Below are 14,401 nucleotides of genomic sequence, written 5' to 3' on the forward strand. Positions count from 1 at the left end.
TGGCCAAATAACGCAACACGGAGGCTCCGTCTATCAGCACGAGGCCATCTTGGCGATGAAAATGGGAAGTGCAAGCCCAGAATCATACGCTCCGAATAAGGGCGAAGATATGGGAAAGTGGAAATCGGACAGGTCGCGGAACACGGATAGCGGGCAGTTGAATATCCCTCGCGACTTCAAATTGTTCGTGTTCGGGCGGCAATCTGTCGGCTTCTGCCGATACAACGGGCATGATCGCATAGTGAAGTGGAGCTTGTTCGACCCATTCCATCCTGACGATGCCGCTGTGACGCAATTCGAGAAGTCCACGGATGCTGGCTGGCCCGTGTCCAATGATGTGGCCATTCTGGCGCGAAATGATGACCCGATCGTCCGAGATCAGCGCTGCGGACTTTCCGCTGATACGCGCCTCGGCGATGCAGTCGAACGCCAAGGCTGATTTTCCCGTCCCCGAAGGACCCACAAAAAGCAGACCGATACCGTCAACGATGATGGCGGTCGCGTGAATGTTTTCGCCAATGCCCGTCATGCCGGTGCATCGATCGGTAGGGTCAGAACGAAGCGCGCGCCCAGCAGCGTCTTGCTATCCTGATCGATGACATTCTCTGCTCTCAGCGTCCCGCCATGCGCTTCGGCGATCTGCCGGCTGATCGACAGGCCGAGACCGGAGTTCTGGCCGAAGCTCTCGCCCTCGGGGCGGTCGGTGTAGAAACGCTCGAAAATACGGTCGATATTCTCGGCCTGGATGCCCGGCCCATTGTCCTCAACCTGCACGAGGCACCGACCGCGTGTGCGCGATAGGCGAACCCTGATCCGGCCGCCCTGTTCCGGGACGAAGGATCGAGCGTTTTCGATCAGGTTGGTGATGATCTGCCCCAGACGCAGATCGTGGCCATTGACCAGGAACCGTGCCTTGGAGCCGGGTTTCTGGTCGATGACATAGTCGATCTCGACGGCTTTCTTGCCACTGCGGATTTCGCGCGAGATATCCACGAGGCTTGACAGCAGCACTTCCATGTCGACCGGCTTGGCATCCGAACGCGCGAGTTCGGCATCAAGCCGCGAGGCGTCGGAAATATCGCTGATCAGCCGGTCAAGGCGCCGTACGTCGTGCTGTATGATATCCATCAGCCGCTGCCGGGACTGATCCGACTTGGCCAGTGGCAGGGTCTCGACGGCGGAGCGCAGCGAGGTGAGGGGGTTCTTCAGCTCATGGCTGACATCGGCGGCAAAGCTTTCGATCGCATCTATTCGATCATAGAGTGCGGTGGTCATTTCGCGCAAAGCGATCGACAGATTGCCGATCTCGTCCTGGCGGGCGGAGAAGTCAGGGATCTCCTCGCGCTCCCTGGCGCCGCGCCGCACCCTGATCGCCGCTGCCGCAAGCCGTCGAAGCGGATTGGCGATGGTCGATGACAGAAGCAGCGACACGACGATGTTGACAAGCGTCGCCACGCCGAAGACACGCATGATCGCCAGACGTTCTGCATGCACGATCTTGTCGATATCGCCGGCCTGGGTGGAAAGGAGAAGTACGCCGAGCACCGCGCGAAACCGCTGGACCGGCACGGCAACGGAAACGATCAGTTCGCCCTGATCCGTCACCCGGACCACGGCACCACGCACGCCGGTCAAGGCATTCATCACTTCCGGATAGATCGAGCCGTCGCCGCCGGGCGCTTCCTTGTAGACCGGCAGATTGCCGGGCTGCAGCACCGTATTGAAGATCCGCGCTACCCAGTTGGTCAGGCTGGAGGAATCGTTGTCCACCGGCGGCAGGTCGAAACGCAGGACCTGGCCGCGGGAATAGAGATGGCGGGAATCAAGCAGCAGATTGGCGTCGGCGTCAAACAGCCGGGCGCGGGTGCGAGTCGGCGAAATCAGTCGACGCAACACGGGCGCAACCCGCTCCGGATTGATAGGAAATTCCAGGTCTTCGTCATTCGGAACGGGCGTGATGCTTTGGCCGGCCTGCAGTTCCAGCAGTTTTTCCGGGTCGATAGTTATCGAATTGGTGTCGACCGACGCCGATGCGGAAATCGCGCCGGCGATGATTTCCCCCTGGGTGAGCAGGCTCTCGACACGTGCATCGATCAAGCCTTCCCGGAACTGATTGAGATACATGATCCCGCCGACTAGGACGATCAGGGCGGCCAGATTGAAGAAGACAATCCGTCGTGTCAGGCTCGAAAATAGAGCATGGCCGAAGATGCGCCGGATCAGGGTGAACGGATGGGTAAAGAGCCGACGCGATTCCGAGGCGCCTTCCAGCTCCTCCAAGGTGTCTTCATCTACCTGCTTGGCCAAACTCCACCCCTTCGCCTGCCGTTCTGACCGCTCGTCTTCGAACTCGAGCCAAAGAGCCCAAACGCATGAGCTCTAGGTCTCGGCAGGTCCCCGCGATCACCGGACAGGTTTGTTCACGCTGCTTCGCGGAAGCGGTAGCCCACGCCGTAGAGCGTTTCAATCATGTCGAAGTCCGTATCGACCATTTTGAACTTCTTGCGAAGCCGTTTGATGTGGCTGTCGATGGTTCTGTCATCAACATAGACCTGCTCGTCATAGGCTGCGTCCATCAAGGCATCGCGGCTTTTGACCACGCCCGGTCGCTGTGCGAGCGACTGCAGGATGAGGAATTCGGTCACCGTCAGGGTCACCGGATCGCCTTTCCAGGTGCAGGTATGGCGTTCCTGGTCCATTACCAGCTGGCCACGTTCAAGCGTCCGGGCCTGTTGCTCGGCCGTCGGCTTGCCGGGGCCGCCGATGGCGGACAGGTTCTCGCGATTGGCTGCGCGGCGCAGGATTGCCTTCACGCGTTCCACCAGCAGTCGCTGCGAAAACGGCTTGGTGATGAAATCGTCGGCACCCATCTTCAGGCCGAACAGTTCGTCGATTTCCTCATCCTTGGAGGTAAGGAAGATGACGGGAATGTCGGACTTCTGGCGCAGGCGGCGCAGCAGTTCCATGCCGTCCATACGCGGCATCTTGATGTCGAAGATGGCAAGCTGCGGGGGCCTTGCGAGCAGGCCGTCCAGCGCAGAGGCGCCATCGGTATAGGTCTCGACCTTGTATCCTTCGGCCTCGAGCGCGATCGAGACTGAAGTGAGGATATTGCGGTCGTCATCCACGAGCGCGATCGTCTGCATGCTGTACGTCTCCATCGTCATGTAAGCGCTGCTCCTGGTGTGTCACCCAGCCCAGCTCTGGTGGCATGGCAGTGCTTAATGGGGATAAAGGTGGAACAAATTGTGGCAAAGATAAAGGGAGACTGTTGCGGAGGCTCCTGGTGCGCGCAGGTCGCAGGCAAATGCACCGCCTGGGGTTGTGTTACCCCTTGGAATGGAACGAGAACTAAACGATTTAAAAATGCATTTCGCAATTTAAATCGATTAAATAATTGATATCATTATATTATTTAGGAAGCCCCACTTGCCTTTCTAAAATTCCCCGACTAATTTCCGCCTATTCAAGTATTGTGGCTCACGTTGAGAGGATGCGCGCCCATGGAGGAATTCGGTGTAAATAACCCCGCAATTGGGGTTGCGACGATCGGTCTCGGCAGTGCCGCAAGCGTTCGCTACAACCTGGGCGAAGGCCTGTTGTATGAGGAATCGATTCGCCGCGGCGAAGCCGAACTCACCGCGGATGGCGCATTGCGCGCCTTGACTGGTCAGCACACCGGCCGTTCCGCCAAGGACAAGTTTGTCGTTCGCGACAGCAAGACCGATGGCCAGATCTGGTGGGACAACAACAAGCCACTTTCGCCCGAGCATTTTGCAGTCCTGCACAGGGACATGCTGGCTCATGCTGAAGGCAAGGATCTTTTCGTTCAGGACCTGGTTGGCGGTGCCGACAAGGACAATGCCCTGCCGACCCGCGTCGTGACGGAATTCGCCTGGCATTCGTTGTTCATCCGCAATCTCCTGATCCGTCCGGAACGTTCAGATCTCGCTACGTTCGTGCCGAAGTTGACGATCATCGACCTGCCGAGCTTTCGCGCGGATCCGGAGCGCCACGGCTGCCGCAGCGAGACGGTCATTGCCTGCGACCTAACCAATGGCATCGTGCTAATCGGCGGCACCTCCTATGCCGGCGAGATGAAGAAGTCGGTCTTCACGGTTCTCAATTACCTTCTGCCGCCAAAGGGCGTGATGCCGATGCATTGCTCGGCCAATGTCGGTCCGGCTGGCGATGCTGCCGTCTTCTTCGGGCTCTCGGGCACCGGAAAGACGACACTGTCTGCCGATCCGAGCCGCACGCTGGTCGGCGACGACGAGCATGGCTGGGGCGAAAACGGCATTTTCAATTTCGAGGGCGGTTGCTATGCGAAGACCATCCGTCTTTCGGCCGAGGCTGAGCCTGAGATCTACGCCACGACCAAGCGCTTCGGCACCGTTCTCGAAAATGTCGTGCTCGATGAAAATCGCATGCCGGATTTCAACGATGGCTCGCTGACCGAAAATACCCGCTGCGCCTATCCGCTGCATTTCATTCCGAACGCATCGGAAACCGGTACGGCGCCGCATCCGAAGACGATCATCATGTTGACGGCAGATGCCTTCGGCGTGCTGCCGCCGATCGCCCGTCTGACGCCTGAGCAGGCCATGTACCACTTCCTGTCTGGCTATACTGCCAAGGTGGCGGGAACTGAAAAGGGCGTGACAGAACCGGAAGCGACGTTCTCGACATGCTTTGGTGCGCCTTTCATGCCGCGTCATCCGACTGAATACGGCAACCTGCTGCGCGATCTGATCGCTCGTCATGAGGTTGATTGCTGGCTGGTCAACACCGGCTGGACCGGTGGCGCTTACGGCACAGGCAACCGCATGCCGATCAAGGCGACACGCGCCTTGCTGACGGCTGCACTGACGGGCGAACTGAAAAAGGCGGAGATGCGGACCGATCCCAATTTCGGGTTTGCCGTTCCGGTGGTGGTGGACGGTGTCGATACCAGGATCCTCGATCCGCGTTCGACCTGGTCGGATGGGGCCGCCTATGACGTGCAAGCCAGGAAACTGGTCGGCATGTTCATCAACAACTTCGCCAAGTTTGAAGCCCATGTCGATGGCAAGGTGCGCGACGCGGCGCCGGGTGTTGCGATCGCAGCCGAATAAGTCCGAATTCAGAAACTGACAAGAAAAGGCCCGGCGGAGTTTCGCCGGGCCTTTTCTTGTCGCTTGCCATGTTGCCTTTTGTTGCCGATATGAAATGTCTGACAGACACGACGTGAAGAGCCATGGCCAGCGATCCGCTTTACATCAACAACCGCATAACCATAGCGGGTTGGGAACTGACCGAGCAGTTCGTTCTGGCCGGCGGCCCGGGCGGCCAGAACGTCAACAAGGTCTCGACGGCGGTTCAACTGTTCTTCAACATCCTCGGATCGCCCGCACTTAGTGATCGGGTCAAGCAGAACGCAGCGGCCTTGGCTGGCCGGCGCCTGTCCAAGGAAGGCGTGCTGATGATCGAGGCCAATCGCTTTCGCAGCCAGGAGCGCAATCGCGAAGATGCGCGCGAGCGGCTGAAGGAACTGATCCTGAAGGCCGCAGAACCGCCGCCGCCGCCGCGCCGCAAAACCAAGCCGACCAAAGGTTCGGTCGAGCGCCGCCTGAAGGAAAAGTCCGGACGCGCCGAAGTGAAGAAAATGCGCGGCAGACCGGGCGGCGACTAATTCAGCTATATTTAAATTAGAAAATTACTTGTCTTTTTCGGGCCTCTGCGGTCATCTGATCCACGGCAACCAAGGAGGGCTATCGATGGGCTTTTTCAATTTCATCAAGAGCGCCGACAAGAAGCTTGGACTGGGCGGCGAGGACGAAGCGCCTGATGTCGAAGCGGTCAAGAAGGAACTCGCCTCCCATGACCTTGGCACGGACAAGGTTGATGTTGAGGTCGTCAATGACAAGATCGTCCTGAAAGGTGTGGTCAAGGATCAGTCGATTTTCGAAAAGGCTGTCGTGGCCGTCGGCAACACGCTTGGCATTTCCACCGTGGAAGCCACCGAGTTGAAGATTGCCGACGCGGACAGCGCTGCGCCCGTCGCGGCAAAGGAGCCGGTATTTCATACGGTGAAGAAGGGCGACAACCTGTGGAAGATTGCCGAAGCCGAATATGGCAAGGGCAAGGGTGCCAAGCATACGCTGATTTTTGAAGCGAACCGGCCGATGTTGAGCCATCCCGACAAGATCTATCCAGGCCAGGTGCTGCGCATTCCTCCGCTTGTCGGCTGATTGCTGTTTCGATGACGGGTTCCCACAAACGGCTTTTTGTATAACCTGCCTTCGAAACAGCGGCAGCAAAGACAGTGATCGTGAAACCCAAGCTGTCCCTCTCGGAGGGACTCTTTCATTTTCCCGGGTATTTTCAGCGGACCGAACAGGACGTGCTGGTGGATTCTGTGCGCGATGTGGTGGCGGAAGCGCCGCTCTATGTGCCGGTCATGCCCGGCACCGGAAAGCCCATGTCCGTGCGCATGACGAATTGTGGGCCGCTCGGTTGGGTAACGGACAAGGAGAGAGGCTATCGCTATCAGGCAGCCCATCCCATCACCGGGGTGCCCTGGCCGGCAATCCCGCAGATTCTGGTCGATCTCTGGCGCGAAATATCCGGCTTCGACAAGGATCCGGAAGCCTGCCTTGTCAATTTCTATGGCGACGATGCCAAGATGGGCCTGCATCAGGACCGCGACGAGACGGATTTCAACGCTCCCGTTGTCTCAGTGTCCCTCGGCGACAGTTGCCTGTTCCGCATAGGTGGATTGGATCGCAAAGATCGAACCAGTTCGCTGAGGCTTGAAAGTGGCGATGTCTTTGTTCTGGGCGGAGCGGGCAGGCTGTGCTTTCATGGCGTCGACAGGATTTACCCAGGAACCTCGACGCTTTTGAAGAATGGCGGTCGCATCAATCTGACACTGCGCCGCGTCAATCCCTGATCCATAGCCGACGATGCATCGCCTACAGTTTTCTCAGCGCGACTTTCTCGACCAGATGATTGTTGCCCTTGCGCAGGATCAGATCGGCGCGCGGTCGCGTCGGCAGGATATTTTCCCTTAGGTTCTTCAGATTGATGTTGTTCCAGAGGCCTTCGGCAATGGTCATTGCCTCCTGCTCGCCGATTGTCGCATATCGATGGAAGTAGGAGTTCGGATCGCGAAACGCCGTCTGTCTGAGGCGCATGAAGCGTTCGACATACCAGCGATGGATGGCATGTTCATCAGCGTCGATATAGATCGAGAAATCGAAGAAATCAGAAACCATCGGCACGATCTTGCCGTCCGCGGGCAGATTGCGCGACTGCAGAACATTGATGCCTTCGAAAATCAGGATGTCCGGCCGGTCGATGACCACGTGTTCGTTAGGGAGCACGTCGTAGGTCAGGTGCGAATAGCAGGGTGCCTTGACGTTCGGCATTCCCGCCTTGATCGCCGACAGGAAGCGTAGCAGGGCGCCGATGTCATAGCTTTCGGGGAAACCCTTGCGATTGAGGATATCGTTTTTGGTCAGGTGCGCATTCGGATAGAGGAAGCCGTCCGTGGTCACCAGATCGACCTTAGGGCTCGAAGGCCAGCGAGCGAGAAGCTCTTTCAGAATACGCGCGGTGGTCGATTTCCCGACAGCAACGGATCCGGCAATGCCGATGACGAATGGCGTCTTGAATACGTCTGACATGCTGAGGAAGCGATTGCGCTGCTCGAACAGCAGCTGCGAGGATTCGACATGCGACGATAGCAGGCGTGACAGCGACAGATAGATCCGCCGCACCTCATCAAGATCAATCGGGTCATCGATCGAGCGCAGCCGATGCACTTCGTCGGCCGTCAGCGTCAGCGGCGTGTCAGCGCGAAAATGCGCCCATTCCTCGGAATCAAAGAACAGATAAGGCGAATAACCATTGGCCTGGAAATGGTCGAGGACTTCTGGCGCTTCGGATTCCCGTATAGATATCGTCATGGATCCCGCCGACTGGCCTTCTCGTTCAGGCCCGTCTGAGCGGTCCTGCGCTCAAGTTCCTGCATCACGTCTTGTAAAGGTATGTCCGCGATTTTCAATACGACCATCAGGTGATAGAGCAGGTCGGCGCTTTCGTAGACGAGGTTCTCCCGGTCGTTCTGGACCGCCGCCATCACGGCCTCGATAGCCTCCTCGCCAAGCTTCTTTGCCGCCTTGTTCTGCCCGCCCGCGACGAGTTTCGCCGTCCAGGATTGGTCCGGGGCAGCCTTGGCGCGCTTTGCCACGATAGCTTCAAGGTCGGAGAGAGTAAAAGCGGTCATGATCTGCCTTCCTTGCGCTCAATCGAGCCGCATCGCGATGCCGGCGTCAGCCATATATGCCTTGGCCTCGGCAATCGAATAGGTGCCGAAATGGAAGATGGAGGCGGCGAGCACAGCTGTCGCATGGCCGTCGCGAATGCCGGCGACCAGATCGTCGAGATTTCCGACGCCGCCGGACGCGATCACCGGAACCCGGACGCTGTCTGCAATGGTGCGCGTCAGGCCGATATCATAGCCACTCTTGGTGCCGTCCCGGTCCATCGAGGTCACAAGCAATTCGCCAGCGCCGCGTTCGACCATCTTGATGGCGAACTCGACGGCGTCAATTCCGGTCGGCTGGCGTCCACCGTGGGTGAAGATTTCCCACCTGTCGGTTTCCCCGCTGGCGGAGACCTTCTTGGCATCGATCGAAACGACAATGCACTGGTTGCCGAATTTGTCGGCGGCTTCGGCGACGAAATCGGGATTGTTGACCGCTGCCGAATTGATCGAGACCTTATCCGCGCCGCAGAGCAGCAATTTGCGGATATCGGCCACCGCACGCACGCCACCGCCGACGGTCAGCGGCATGAAGCAGTGATCGGCCGTCTCAGCCACCACGTCGAAAATCGTGTCGCGATTGTCCGAAGAGGCGGTGATGTCGAGGAAACAGAGTTCGTCGGCACCGGCCGCGTCATAGGCATTGGCAGCCTGCACGGGATCGCCGGCATCGATCAGGTCGACGAAGTTGACGCCTTTGACGACACGGCCGTCCTTGACATCGAGACAGGGAATTACGCGGGCCTTGAGCGTCATGGGATGTGTCCTTTAACCTCTGGCAGCCTTGATCAGCGCGAGCGCTTCCGCTGGATCGATACGGCCATCATAAAGCGCGCGGCCCGATATGGCACCCTCGAGCTTAGCCGCATCCGGTCGCAACATGCGATGGATGTCGTCGATGGAAGCCAGGCCGCCCGACGCGATGACCGGTATGGAGACAGCTCCAGCCAGTTCCAGCGTCGACGGCCAGTTGATCCCGGCCAGGATGCCGTCCCGATCGATATCGGTATAGATGATCGCAGCAACCCCGGCACCTTCGAAGCGCTTCGCAAGCTCGATAACGCCGAGTTCGGATGCTTCCGCCCAACCCTCCACGGCGACCTTGCCACCCTTGGCATCGATGCCGACGGCAACCTTGCCGGGGAAGCGCTTGCAGGCTTCGATGACCAAAGCCGGGTCGCGGACCGCGATCGTCCCGAGGATAACGCGTGACAGGCCGCGTGATAGCCAGCTCTCGATATGCTCCAGCGTGCGAATACCGCCGCCGAGCTGCACCGGGTTTTTGGTGGCCTTCAAGATTGCATCGACTGCGGCGCCATTGACGCTTTCGCCGGCAAAGGCGCCGTTCAGGTCAACCACGTGCAGCCATTCGAAGCCCTGCTCTTCGAAGTCACGTGCCTGCGCGGCCGGATCGGCGTTATAAACGGTCGCCTGGTCCATATCGCCGAGTTTCAGGCGAACGCACTGGCCGTCCTTCAGGTCGATGGCGGGAAAAAGGATCATGACAAAAATCCGAAAATGAGGGTCAGGGCTTCCAGGTGAGGAAATTGGCAATCAGCTTGAGACCAAGCGTCTGGCTTTTTTCCGGATGGAATTGCGCGCCGACCATGTTGTCCCGGCCGACAAAGGCCGTCATCGCGCCACCGTATTCGGTGGTCGCAATCACGTCAGATGCATGCTTGGCCGCAAGATGGTAGGAGTGAACAAAATAGGCATGCAGGCCATTTGCGCCTGTGGCGATCCCGTCGAAGAGCGGATGTGCATGTCTGAGCGTCAGTGTGTTCCAGCCGATCTGCGGGATCTTCAGGCTCCGGTCGGACGGGGTCATCTCGATGACGTCGCCTTCAATCCAGCCGAAACCCTGCGTCGTGGTCTTCTCCAGTCCGCGCGAGGACATCAGCTGCATGCCGACGCAAACCCCGAAGAACGGGCGCCCCTTGTGTTCGACCACATCGACGATTGCCTCATGCATTCCAGGAACAGCATCGAGACCCCGGCGGCAATCCGCATAGGCGCCGACGCCCGGCAATACGATCCGGTCGGCCGAGGCCACCCGGTCCGCCTGATCGGTCAGTTCAATCGTGGCGTCAACGTCGGCTTCGCGTGCTGCGCGTTCGAATGCCTTGGTCGCCGAACGTAGATTGCCCGAACCGTAGTCGATGATGGCTACACGCATGTCATATGTCCTTTCCGCTCAACGCTTCAGCCCTGTGCCGACAGCGGAGCAAGGTGGCAGTTTGTTTCCGCTAAGCGGACCCGTGCTGCCGTCACAATGTCCCTTTGGTGGACGGTATCCGGTTCGCCTGGCGCGGATCGATTTCCGTCGCCATGCGCAGAGCCCGTGCGACTGCCTTGAAGCAAGTCTCGGCGATATGGTGATTGTTGGCGCCGTAGTGGTTCAGCACATGCAGTGTGATGCCGGCATTCTGTGCCAGTGCCTGGAAAAATTCGCGCACCAGTTCGGTATCGAACGTGCCGATTTTCGGCGCGCTGAAATTGACGTTCCAGACCAGGAACGGTCGACCGGACACATCGATGGCCGCCTTTGTCATGGTTTCATCCATGGCAAGGTCGATCGACGAATAACGTGTGATGCCTTTGCGATCGCCAAGCGCTTTGGAAATTGCCTGGCCAAGCGCAATGCCCGTGTCTTCGACAGTGTGGTGGTCGTCGATATGAAGGTCGCCCGCTGCATCGATATGCATGTCGATCAGAGAATGGCGGCATAACTGGTCGAGCATATGGTCGAAAAAGCCCACGCCGGTCGAGATCTTGCCGGTGCCGGTGCCGTCGATATCGACGGAAACGGACACAGACGTCTCGTTGGTCTTGCGGGAAATCTCGCCTTTGCGCTCTGCCATCGGGCTGCTCCATGGGAATAATGGCCGTTCCATATCAGCAGGTGAGCCAAATATCCAGAAGTTACATTGCGTTGCCGTAAGGCGCCTGCAGCGGACTGTCGGCAATGATTGCAATCGCCAAAAGGCAACTTACATAGGTTTCGACAAACGGCCGCTGGCCGAAGCAGACAAGGCCCGGTACGCGGGCATATAGGTGTTTGATGACAACGATTATTACTGTTCGCAAGGGCGACAAGGTCGTGATGGCCGGCGATGGCCAGGTGAGCCTCGGCCAGACCGTGATGAAGGGCAACGCACGCAAGGTTCGCCGGATCGGCAAGGATGGCAAGGTGATCGCCGGTTTCGCTGGCGCGACTGCGGATGCCTTCACTCTTCTTGACCGGTTGGAGAAAAAGCTGGAGCAATATCCGGGTCAGTTGATGCGGGCTGCCGTCGAGCTTGCCAAGGATTGGCGCACCGACAAATACCTGCGCAACCTCGAAGCAATGATGCTGGTCGCCGACAAGACGATCACGCTTGCCATTACCGGCAATGGCGACGTGTTGGAGCCGGAACATGGTACGATGGCGATCGGCTCGGGCGGAAATTTCGCTTATGCCGCAGCGAGGGCCCTGATGGACAGTGATCGCTCGGCCGAAGAGGTTGCCCGTCGCGCCATGCAGATTGCCGGTGAAATCTGCGTCTATACCAATGACAGCGTGATTATCGAGACCCTGGACGTCGCTTGAACCTGCCTGTCCGGTCCATGAAACCAAGTTCAAGCAGTCGAGTTTCCTTGCGACTGCCAGGAGTAAAACCACATGAGCAATTTTTCTCCGCGCGAGATCGTTTCCGAACTCGATCGCCACATCATCGGCCAGCACGACGCCAAGCGTGCGGTGGCGATCGCGCTGCGCAATCGCTGGCGCCGCCAGCAGCTGTCCGAGGATCTCCGCGATGAGGTCATGCCGAAAAACATCCTGATGATCGGGCCGACCGGTGTCGGCAAGACCGAAATTTCCCGTCGCCTGGCAAAGCTTGCCGGAGCACCGTTCATCAAGGTCGAGGCGACCAAGTTCACCGAAGTCGGCTATGTCGGCCGCGATGTCGAACAAATCGTACGCGATCTCGTCGAGATCGGTATCACCCTGGTGCGCGACAAGAAGCGCAATGAAGTTGAGGCCAAGGCGCACGCGCTTGCCGAAGAGCGAGTATTGGACGCGCTGGTTGGTTCGACATCGTCACCGGCGACCCGCGACAGCTTCCGCAAGAAGCTGCGCAATGGAGAACTGGATGACAAGGAAATCGATATTGAAGTGGCAGACGCCGGATCCGGCATGCCTGGCGGGTTTGAAATTCCGGGCATGCCCGGTGCCAATGTCGGCATTCTGAATATTTCGGAAATGTTCGGCAAGGCCATGGGCAACCGGACGAAAAAGGTTCGCACCACGGTCAAGGCGTCCTATACCGACCTGATCCGAGACGAATCCGACAAGCTGATCGACAATGAAGTGATCCAGCGCGAAGCGGTGCGTTCCGTTGAAAACGACGGTATCGTGTTTCTCGACGAGATCGACAAGATCGCGGCACGGGAAGGCGGCGTGGGTGCGGGCGTTTCGCGCGAAGGTGTACAACGGGACCTGCTGCCCCTGGTCGAAGGCACCACCGTTTCGACCAAATACGGTCCGGTCAAGACGGATCACATCCTCTTCATCGCGTCGGGCGCTTTCCATGTCTCGAAACCGTCGGACCTCTTGCCGGAACTGCAGGGTCGTCTGCCTATCCGCGTTGAGTTGAAGCCTTTGACCAAGGAGGATTTTCGCCGGATCCTGACTGAAACCGAAGCAAGCCTGATCCGCCAATACAAGGCGCTGATGGCGACCGAGGAGCTCAATCTCGATTTTACCGAGGACGCGATCGATGCTTTGGCCGATGTCGCGGTGAAGCTGAACACCACGGTTGAGAATATCGGCGCGCGGCGCCTTCAGACGGTGATGGAACGCGTTCTGGACGACATTTCGTTCAATGCACCGGATCGCGGCGGCGCTGTAGTGATGATCGATTCGGACTATGTGCAGAAGCATGTCGGAGACCTGGCTGCCGATACCGACCTCAGTCGTTATATCCTGTGATCTTTGTGCACCTATGGCGCTCTTTCCCTCCCGCAGTATCGGGAAAGTGAGAGCGCGGAAGGTCGACAATGCAGGCTGTGCTTATGTAAGGAGTGAGCTAGTGGATCTGCATCCCTTCCCTTGTGAATGATGCAGATCTGATTTGCGGCTCAGTCTGAGGACGGCGAAGCGTGCTATCTATCATCCGGACATTTTTTCTGACGGTCTCCTTGGCGGGATTGTTGGGCACTGTAGCTCAAGCTGCGCAGGTCGTGCCGTCAGGCAATCGCAACGTCGAGCAGCCGCCGGTTCCGGGCGCTTCGGTTCGTCGCACCAAGGCCGGCAAGACCAGTTTTGACCTGAAATACGAAAAAGTTCGCGATCTCCTGCGCGATGACGACGCCCTGGTCGGCAAGATCAAGAAAACGGCTGTGGCTTACGGTATTGCGCCGATCCACATGGTCGGTGCGATCGTTGGCGAACATACCTACAACGTCGACGCCTATGACAGCCTGCAGAGCTATTATGTGAAGGCCGCGTCTTACGCCGGCAACAGCTTCCGTTTTGCCTATAAGAGCGAGGACGTTTCTGATTTCGTTCAGCGGCCTGAATTTGCCGAGTGTGACGAGCTGGATGATTCCTACCGTCTGTGGACCTGCCGTGAAGACGTCTGGCAGGACAGGTTTCGCGGAAAGACGGTCGGTGGCACCGCTTACCCCAACAATCGGTTCAGTGCCGTCTTCTTCCAGCCTTTCTACGCCGGCCAGACCTTCGGACTGGGCCAGATCAATCCGTTGACCGCACTGATGCTGTCGGATCTCGTTCATCAGAAGTCTGGCTATGCCAAGCTCGATGAAAAGGATGCTGTCGGCGTTTACAAGGCGATCATGGATCCAGACATCTCGCTCGCGTTCATGGCGGCAGTCATCCGCAAGTCCATCGACGACTACCGCAGCATCGCCAATGTGGATATTTCGCAAAACCCAGGCGTGACGGCGACGTTGTTCAATATCGGCAATTCGCAGCAACGTGCGCGCGCGCTACGTGCGCGCAATGCAGGTGGTGCGACCAATTGGCCGGAAGAGAACTATTACGGATGGCTGGTCAACGATCGGCTGGACGAGTTGCAGGACCTGCTCTAA

The 14,401-nt window shown here is 58.4% G+C and carries 16 protein-coding genes; 7 read left to right on the forward strand and 9 right to left on the reverse strand.

The genetic code is table 11. The annotated features are described in order from the left end of the window. Window positions 1–82: 82 nt before the first annotated feature. The 3 genes from IM739_RS02995 to IM739_RS03005 all read right to left on the reverse strand — a co-directional run bounded on the left by IM739_RS02995 (window position 83) and on the right by IM739_RS03005 (window position 3,146). Window positions 83–529 (reverse strand): HPr kinase/phosphorylase, encoded by a 447-nt coding sequence (locus tag IM739_RS02995; protein ID WP_237369769.1) that lies wholly within the window; start codon window positions 527–529, stop codon window positions 83–85. Then, the gene (locus IM739_RS03000; RefSeq protein ID WP_272911329.1) at window positions 526–2,307 is read right to left on the reverse strand and encodes a sensor histidine kinase; all 1,782 of its coding nucleotides are present in this window, start codon (window positions 2,305–2,307) and stop codon (window positions 526–528) included. Before IM739_RS03000 ends, IM739_RS02995 begins: the two co-directional genes overlap by 4 nt. Window positions 2,308–2,420: 113 nt before the next feature. Continuing rightward, a complete protein-coding gene (locus IM739_RS03005; protein WP_085995842.1) occupies window positions 2,421–3,146 on the reverse strand; it encodes a response regulator transcription factor in 726 nt (241 codons plus the stop codon). A 357-nt stretch (window positions 3,147–3,503) separates the two neighbouring features. Between IM739_RS03005 and IM739_RS03010 the strand changes: the two genes are divergently transcribed. From IM739_RS03010 to IM739_RS03025, 4 genes are all read left to right on the forward strand, one after another. Next, a complete protein-coding gene (locus IM739_RS03010; RefSeq protein WP_237369770.1) occupies window positions 3,504–5,114 on the forward strand; it encodes a phosphoenolpyruvate carboxykinase in 1,611 nt (536 codons plus the stop codon). Between the two features lie 122 nt (window positions 5,115–5,236). Continuing rightward, the gene (gene arfB / locus IM739_RS03015) at window positions 5,237–5,671 is read left to right on the forward strand and encodes an alternative ribosome rescue aminoacyl-tRNA hydrolase ArfB (RefSeq protein ID WP_237369771.1); all 435 of its coding nucleotides are present in this window, start codon (window positions 5,237–5,239) and stop codon (window positions 5,669–5,671) included. Between the two features lie 85 nt (window positions 5,672–5,756). Next, window positions 5,757–6,230, forward strand: coding sequence for a peptidoglycan-binding protein LysM (gene lysM, locus IM739_RS03020; protein ID WP_237369772.1), 474 nt, complete (start codon window positions 5,757–5,759; stop codon window positions 6,228–6,230). A gap of 80 nt (window positions 6,231–6,310) precedes the next feature. Then, entirely contained in the window at window positions 6,311–6,931 is a 621-nt protein-coding gene (locus IM739_RS03025; RefSeq protein WP_442981083.1) for an alpha-ketoglutarate-dependent dioxygenase AlkB family protein, read from the forward strand. A gap of 22 nt (window positions 6,932–6,953) precedes the next feature. On the opposite strand, the gene coaA is transcribed toward IM739_RS03025, so the two are convergent. The 6 genes from coaA to hisB all read right to left on the reverse strand — a co-directional run bounded on the left by coaA (window position 6,954) and on the right by hisB (window position 11,169). Beyond that, window positions 6,954–7,949: a type I pantothenate kinase gene (gene coaA, locus IM739_RS03030; RefSeq protein ID WP_237369773.1), complete on the reverse strand. Its 996-nt coding sequence runs from the start codon at window positions 7,947–7,949 to the stop codon at window positions 6,954–6,956. Continuing rightward, a complete protein-coding gene (locus IM739_RS03035; RefSeq protein ID WP_237369774.1) occupies window positions 7,946–8,269 on the reverse strand; it encodes a phosphoribosyl-ATP diphosphatase in 324 nt (107 codons plus the stop codon). The genes coaA and IM739_RS03035 overlap by 4 nt, the downstream gene beginning before the upstream one ends. 18 nt (window positions 8,270–8,287) lie before the next feature. Then, on the reverse strand, window positions 8,288–9,064 hold the full coding sequence (hisF, locus tag IM739_RS03040; protein WP_237369775.1) for an imidazole glycerol phosphate synthase subunit HisF: 777 nt from the start codon (window positions 9,062–9,064) through the stop codon (window positions 8,288–8,290). Between the two features lie 12 nt (window positions 9,065–9,076). Continuing rightward, window positions 9,077–9,811, reverse strand: coding sequence for a 1-(5-phosphoribosyl)-5-[(5-phosphoribosylamino)methylideneamino]imidazole-4-carboxamide isomerase (gene hisA, locus IM739_RS03045; protein WP_237369776.1), 735 nt, complete (start codon window positions 9,809–9,811; stop codon window positions 9,077–9,079). Window positions 9,812–9,833: 22 nt separating this feature from the next. Next, a complete protein-coding gene (gene hisH, locus IM739_RS03050; RefSeq protein WP_237369777.1) occupies window positions 9,834–10,484 on the reverse strand; it encodes an imidazole glycerol phosphate synthase subunit HisH in 651 nt (216 codons plus the stop codon). 91 nt (window positions 10,485–10,575) lie between these two features. Continuing rightward, entirely contained in the window at window positions 10,576–11,169 is a 594-nt protein-coding gene (gene hisB / locus IM739_RS03055) for an imidazoleglycerol-phosphate dehydratase HisB (protein WP_237369778.1), read from the reverse strand. A 200-nt stretch (window positions 11,170–11,369) separates the two neighbouring features. Between hisB and hslV the strand changes: the two genes are divergently transcribed. From hslV to IM739_RS03070, 3 genes are all read left to right on the forward strand, one after another. Next, window positions 11,370–11,897, forward strand: coding sequence for an ATP-dependent protease subunit HslV (gene hslV, locus IM739_RS03060; protein WP_237369779.1), 528 nt, complete (start codon window positions 11,370–11,372; stop codon window positions 11,895–11,897). 72 nt (window positions 11,898–11,969) lie between these two features. Continuing rightward, complete coding sequence (gene hslU, locus IM739_RS03065; protein WP_237369780.1) at window positions 11,970–13,280, forward strand: ATP-dependent protease ATPase subunit HslU; 1,311 nt, start codon at window positions 11,970–11,972, stop codon at window positions 13,278–13,280. A 182-nt stretch (window positions 13,281–13,462) separates the two neighbouring features. Beyond that, the gene (locus IM739_RS03070) at window positions 13,463–14,401 is read left to right on the forward strand and encodes a DUF1402 family protein (RefSeq protein ID WP_442981118.1); all 939 of its coding nucleotides are present in this window, start codon (window positions 13,463–13,465) and stop codon (window positions 14,399–14,401) included.

This window comes from Rhizobium sp. SL42 (assembly GCF_021729845.1).
GTDB lineage: Bacteria > Pseudomonadota > Alphaproteobacteria > Rhizobiales > Rhizobiaceae > Allorhizobium.

Bases quoted from the DNA above. Each gene is read 5' to 3' on its own strand.
- hisA (WP_237369776.1), bottom strand. From the start codon at position 9,811: ATGATCCTTTTTCCCGCCATCGACCTGAAGGACGGCCAGTGCGTTCGC.
- IM739_RS03035 (WP_237369774.1), bottom strand. From the start codon at position 8,269: ATGACCGCTTTTACTCTCTCCGACCTTGAAGCTATCGTGGCAAAGCGC.
- IM739_RS02995 (WP_237369769.1), bottom strand. From the start codon at position 529: ATGACGGGCATTGGCGAAAACATTCACGCGACCGCCATCATCGTTGAC.
- IM739_RS03010 (WP_237369770.1), top strand. From the start codon at position 3,504: ATGGAGGAATTCGGTGTAAATAACCCCGCAATTGGGGTTGCGACGATC.
- hisB (WP_237369778.1), bottom strand. From the start codon at position 11,169: ATGGCAGAGCGCAAAGGCGAGATTTCCCGCAAGACCAACGAGACGTCT.
- lysM (WP_237369772.1), top strand. From the start codon at position 5,757: ATGGGCTTTTTCAATTTCATCAAGAGCGCCGACAAGAAGCTTGGACTG.
- hslV (WP_237369779.1), top strand. From the start codon at position 11,370: ATGACAACGATTATTACTGTTCGCAAGGGCGACAAGGTCGTGATGGCC.
- coaA (WP_237369773.1), bottom strand. From the start codon at position 7,949: ATGACGATATCTATACGGGAATCCGAAGCGCCAGAAGTCCTCGACCAT.
- IM739_RS03005 (WP_085995842.1), bottom strand. From the start codon at position 3,146: ATGCAGACGATCGCGCTCGTGGATGACGACCGCAATATCCTCACTTCA.
- hslU (WP_237369780.1), top strand. From the start codon at position 11,970: ATGAGCAATTTTTCTCCGCGCGAGATCGTTTCCGAACTCGATCGCCAC.
- hisH (WP_237369777.1), bottom strand. From the start codon at position 10,484: ATGCGTGTAGCCATCATCGACTACGGTTCGGGCAATCTACGTTCGGCG.
- hisF (WP_237369775.1), bottom strand. From the start codon at position 9,064: ATGACGCTCAAGGCCCGCGTAATTCCCTGTCTCGATGTCAAGGACGGC.
- arfB (WP_237369771.1), top strand. From the start codon at position 5,237: ATGGCCAGCGATCCGCTTTACATCAACAACCGCATAACCATAGCGGGT.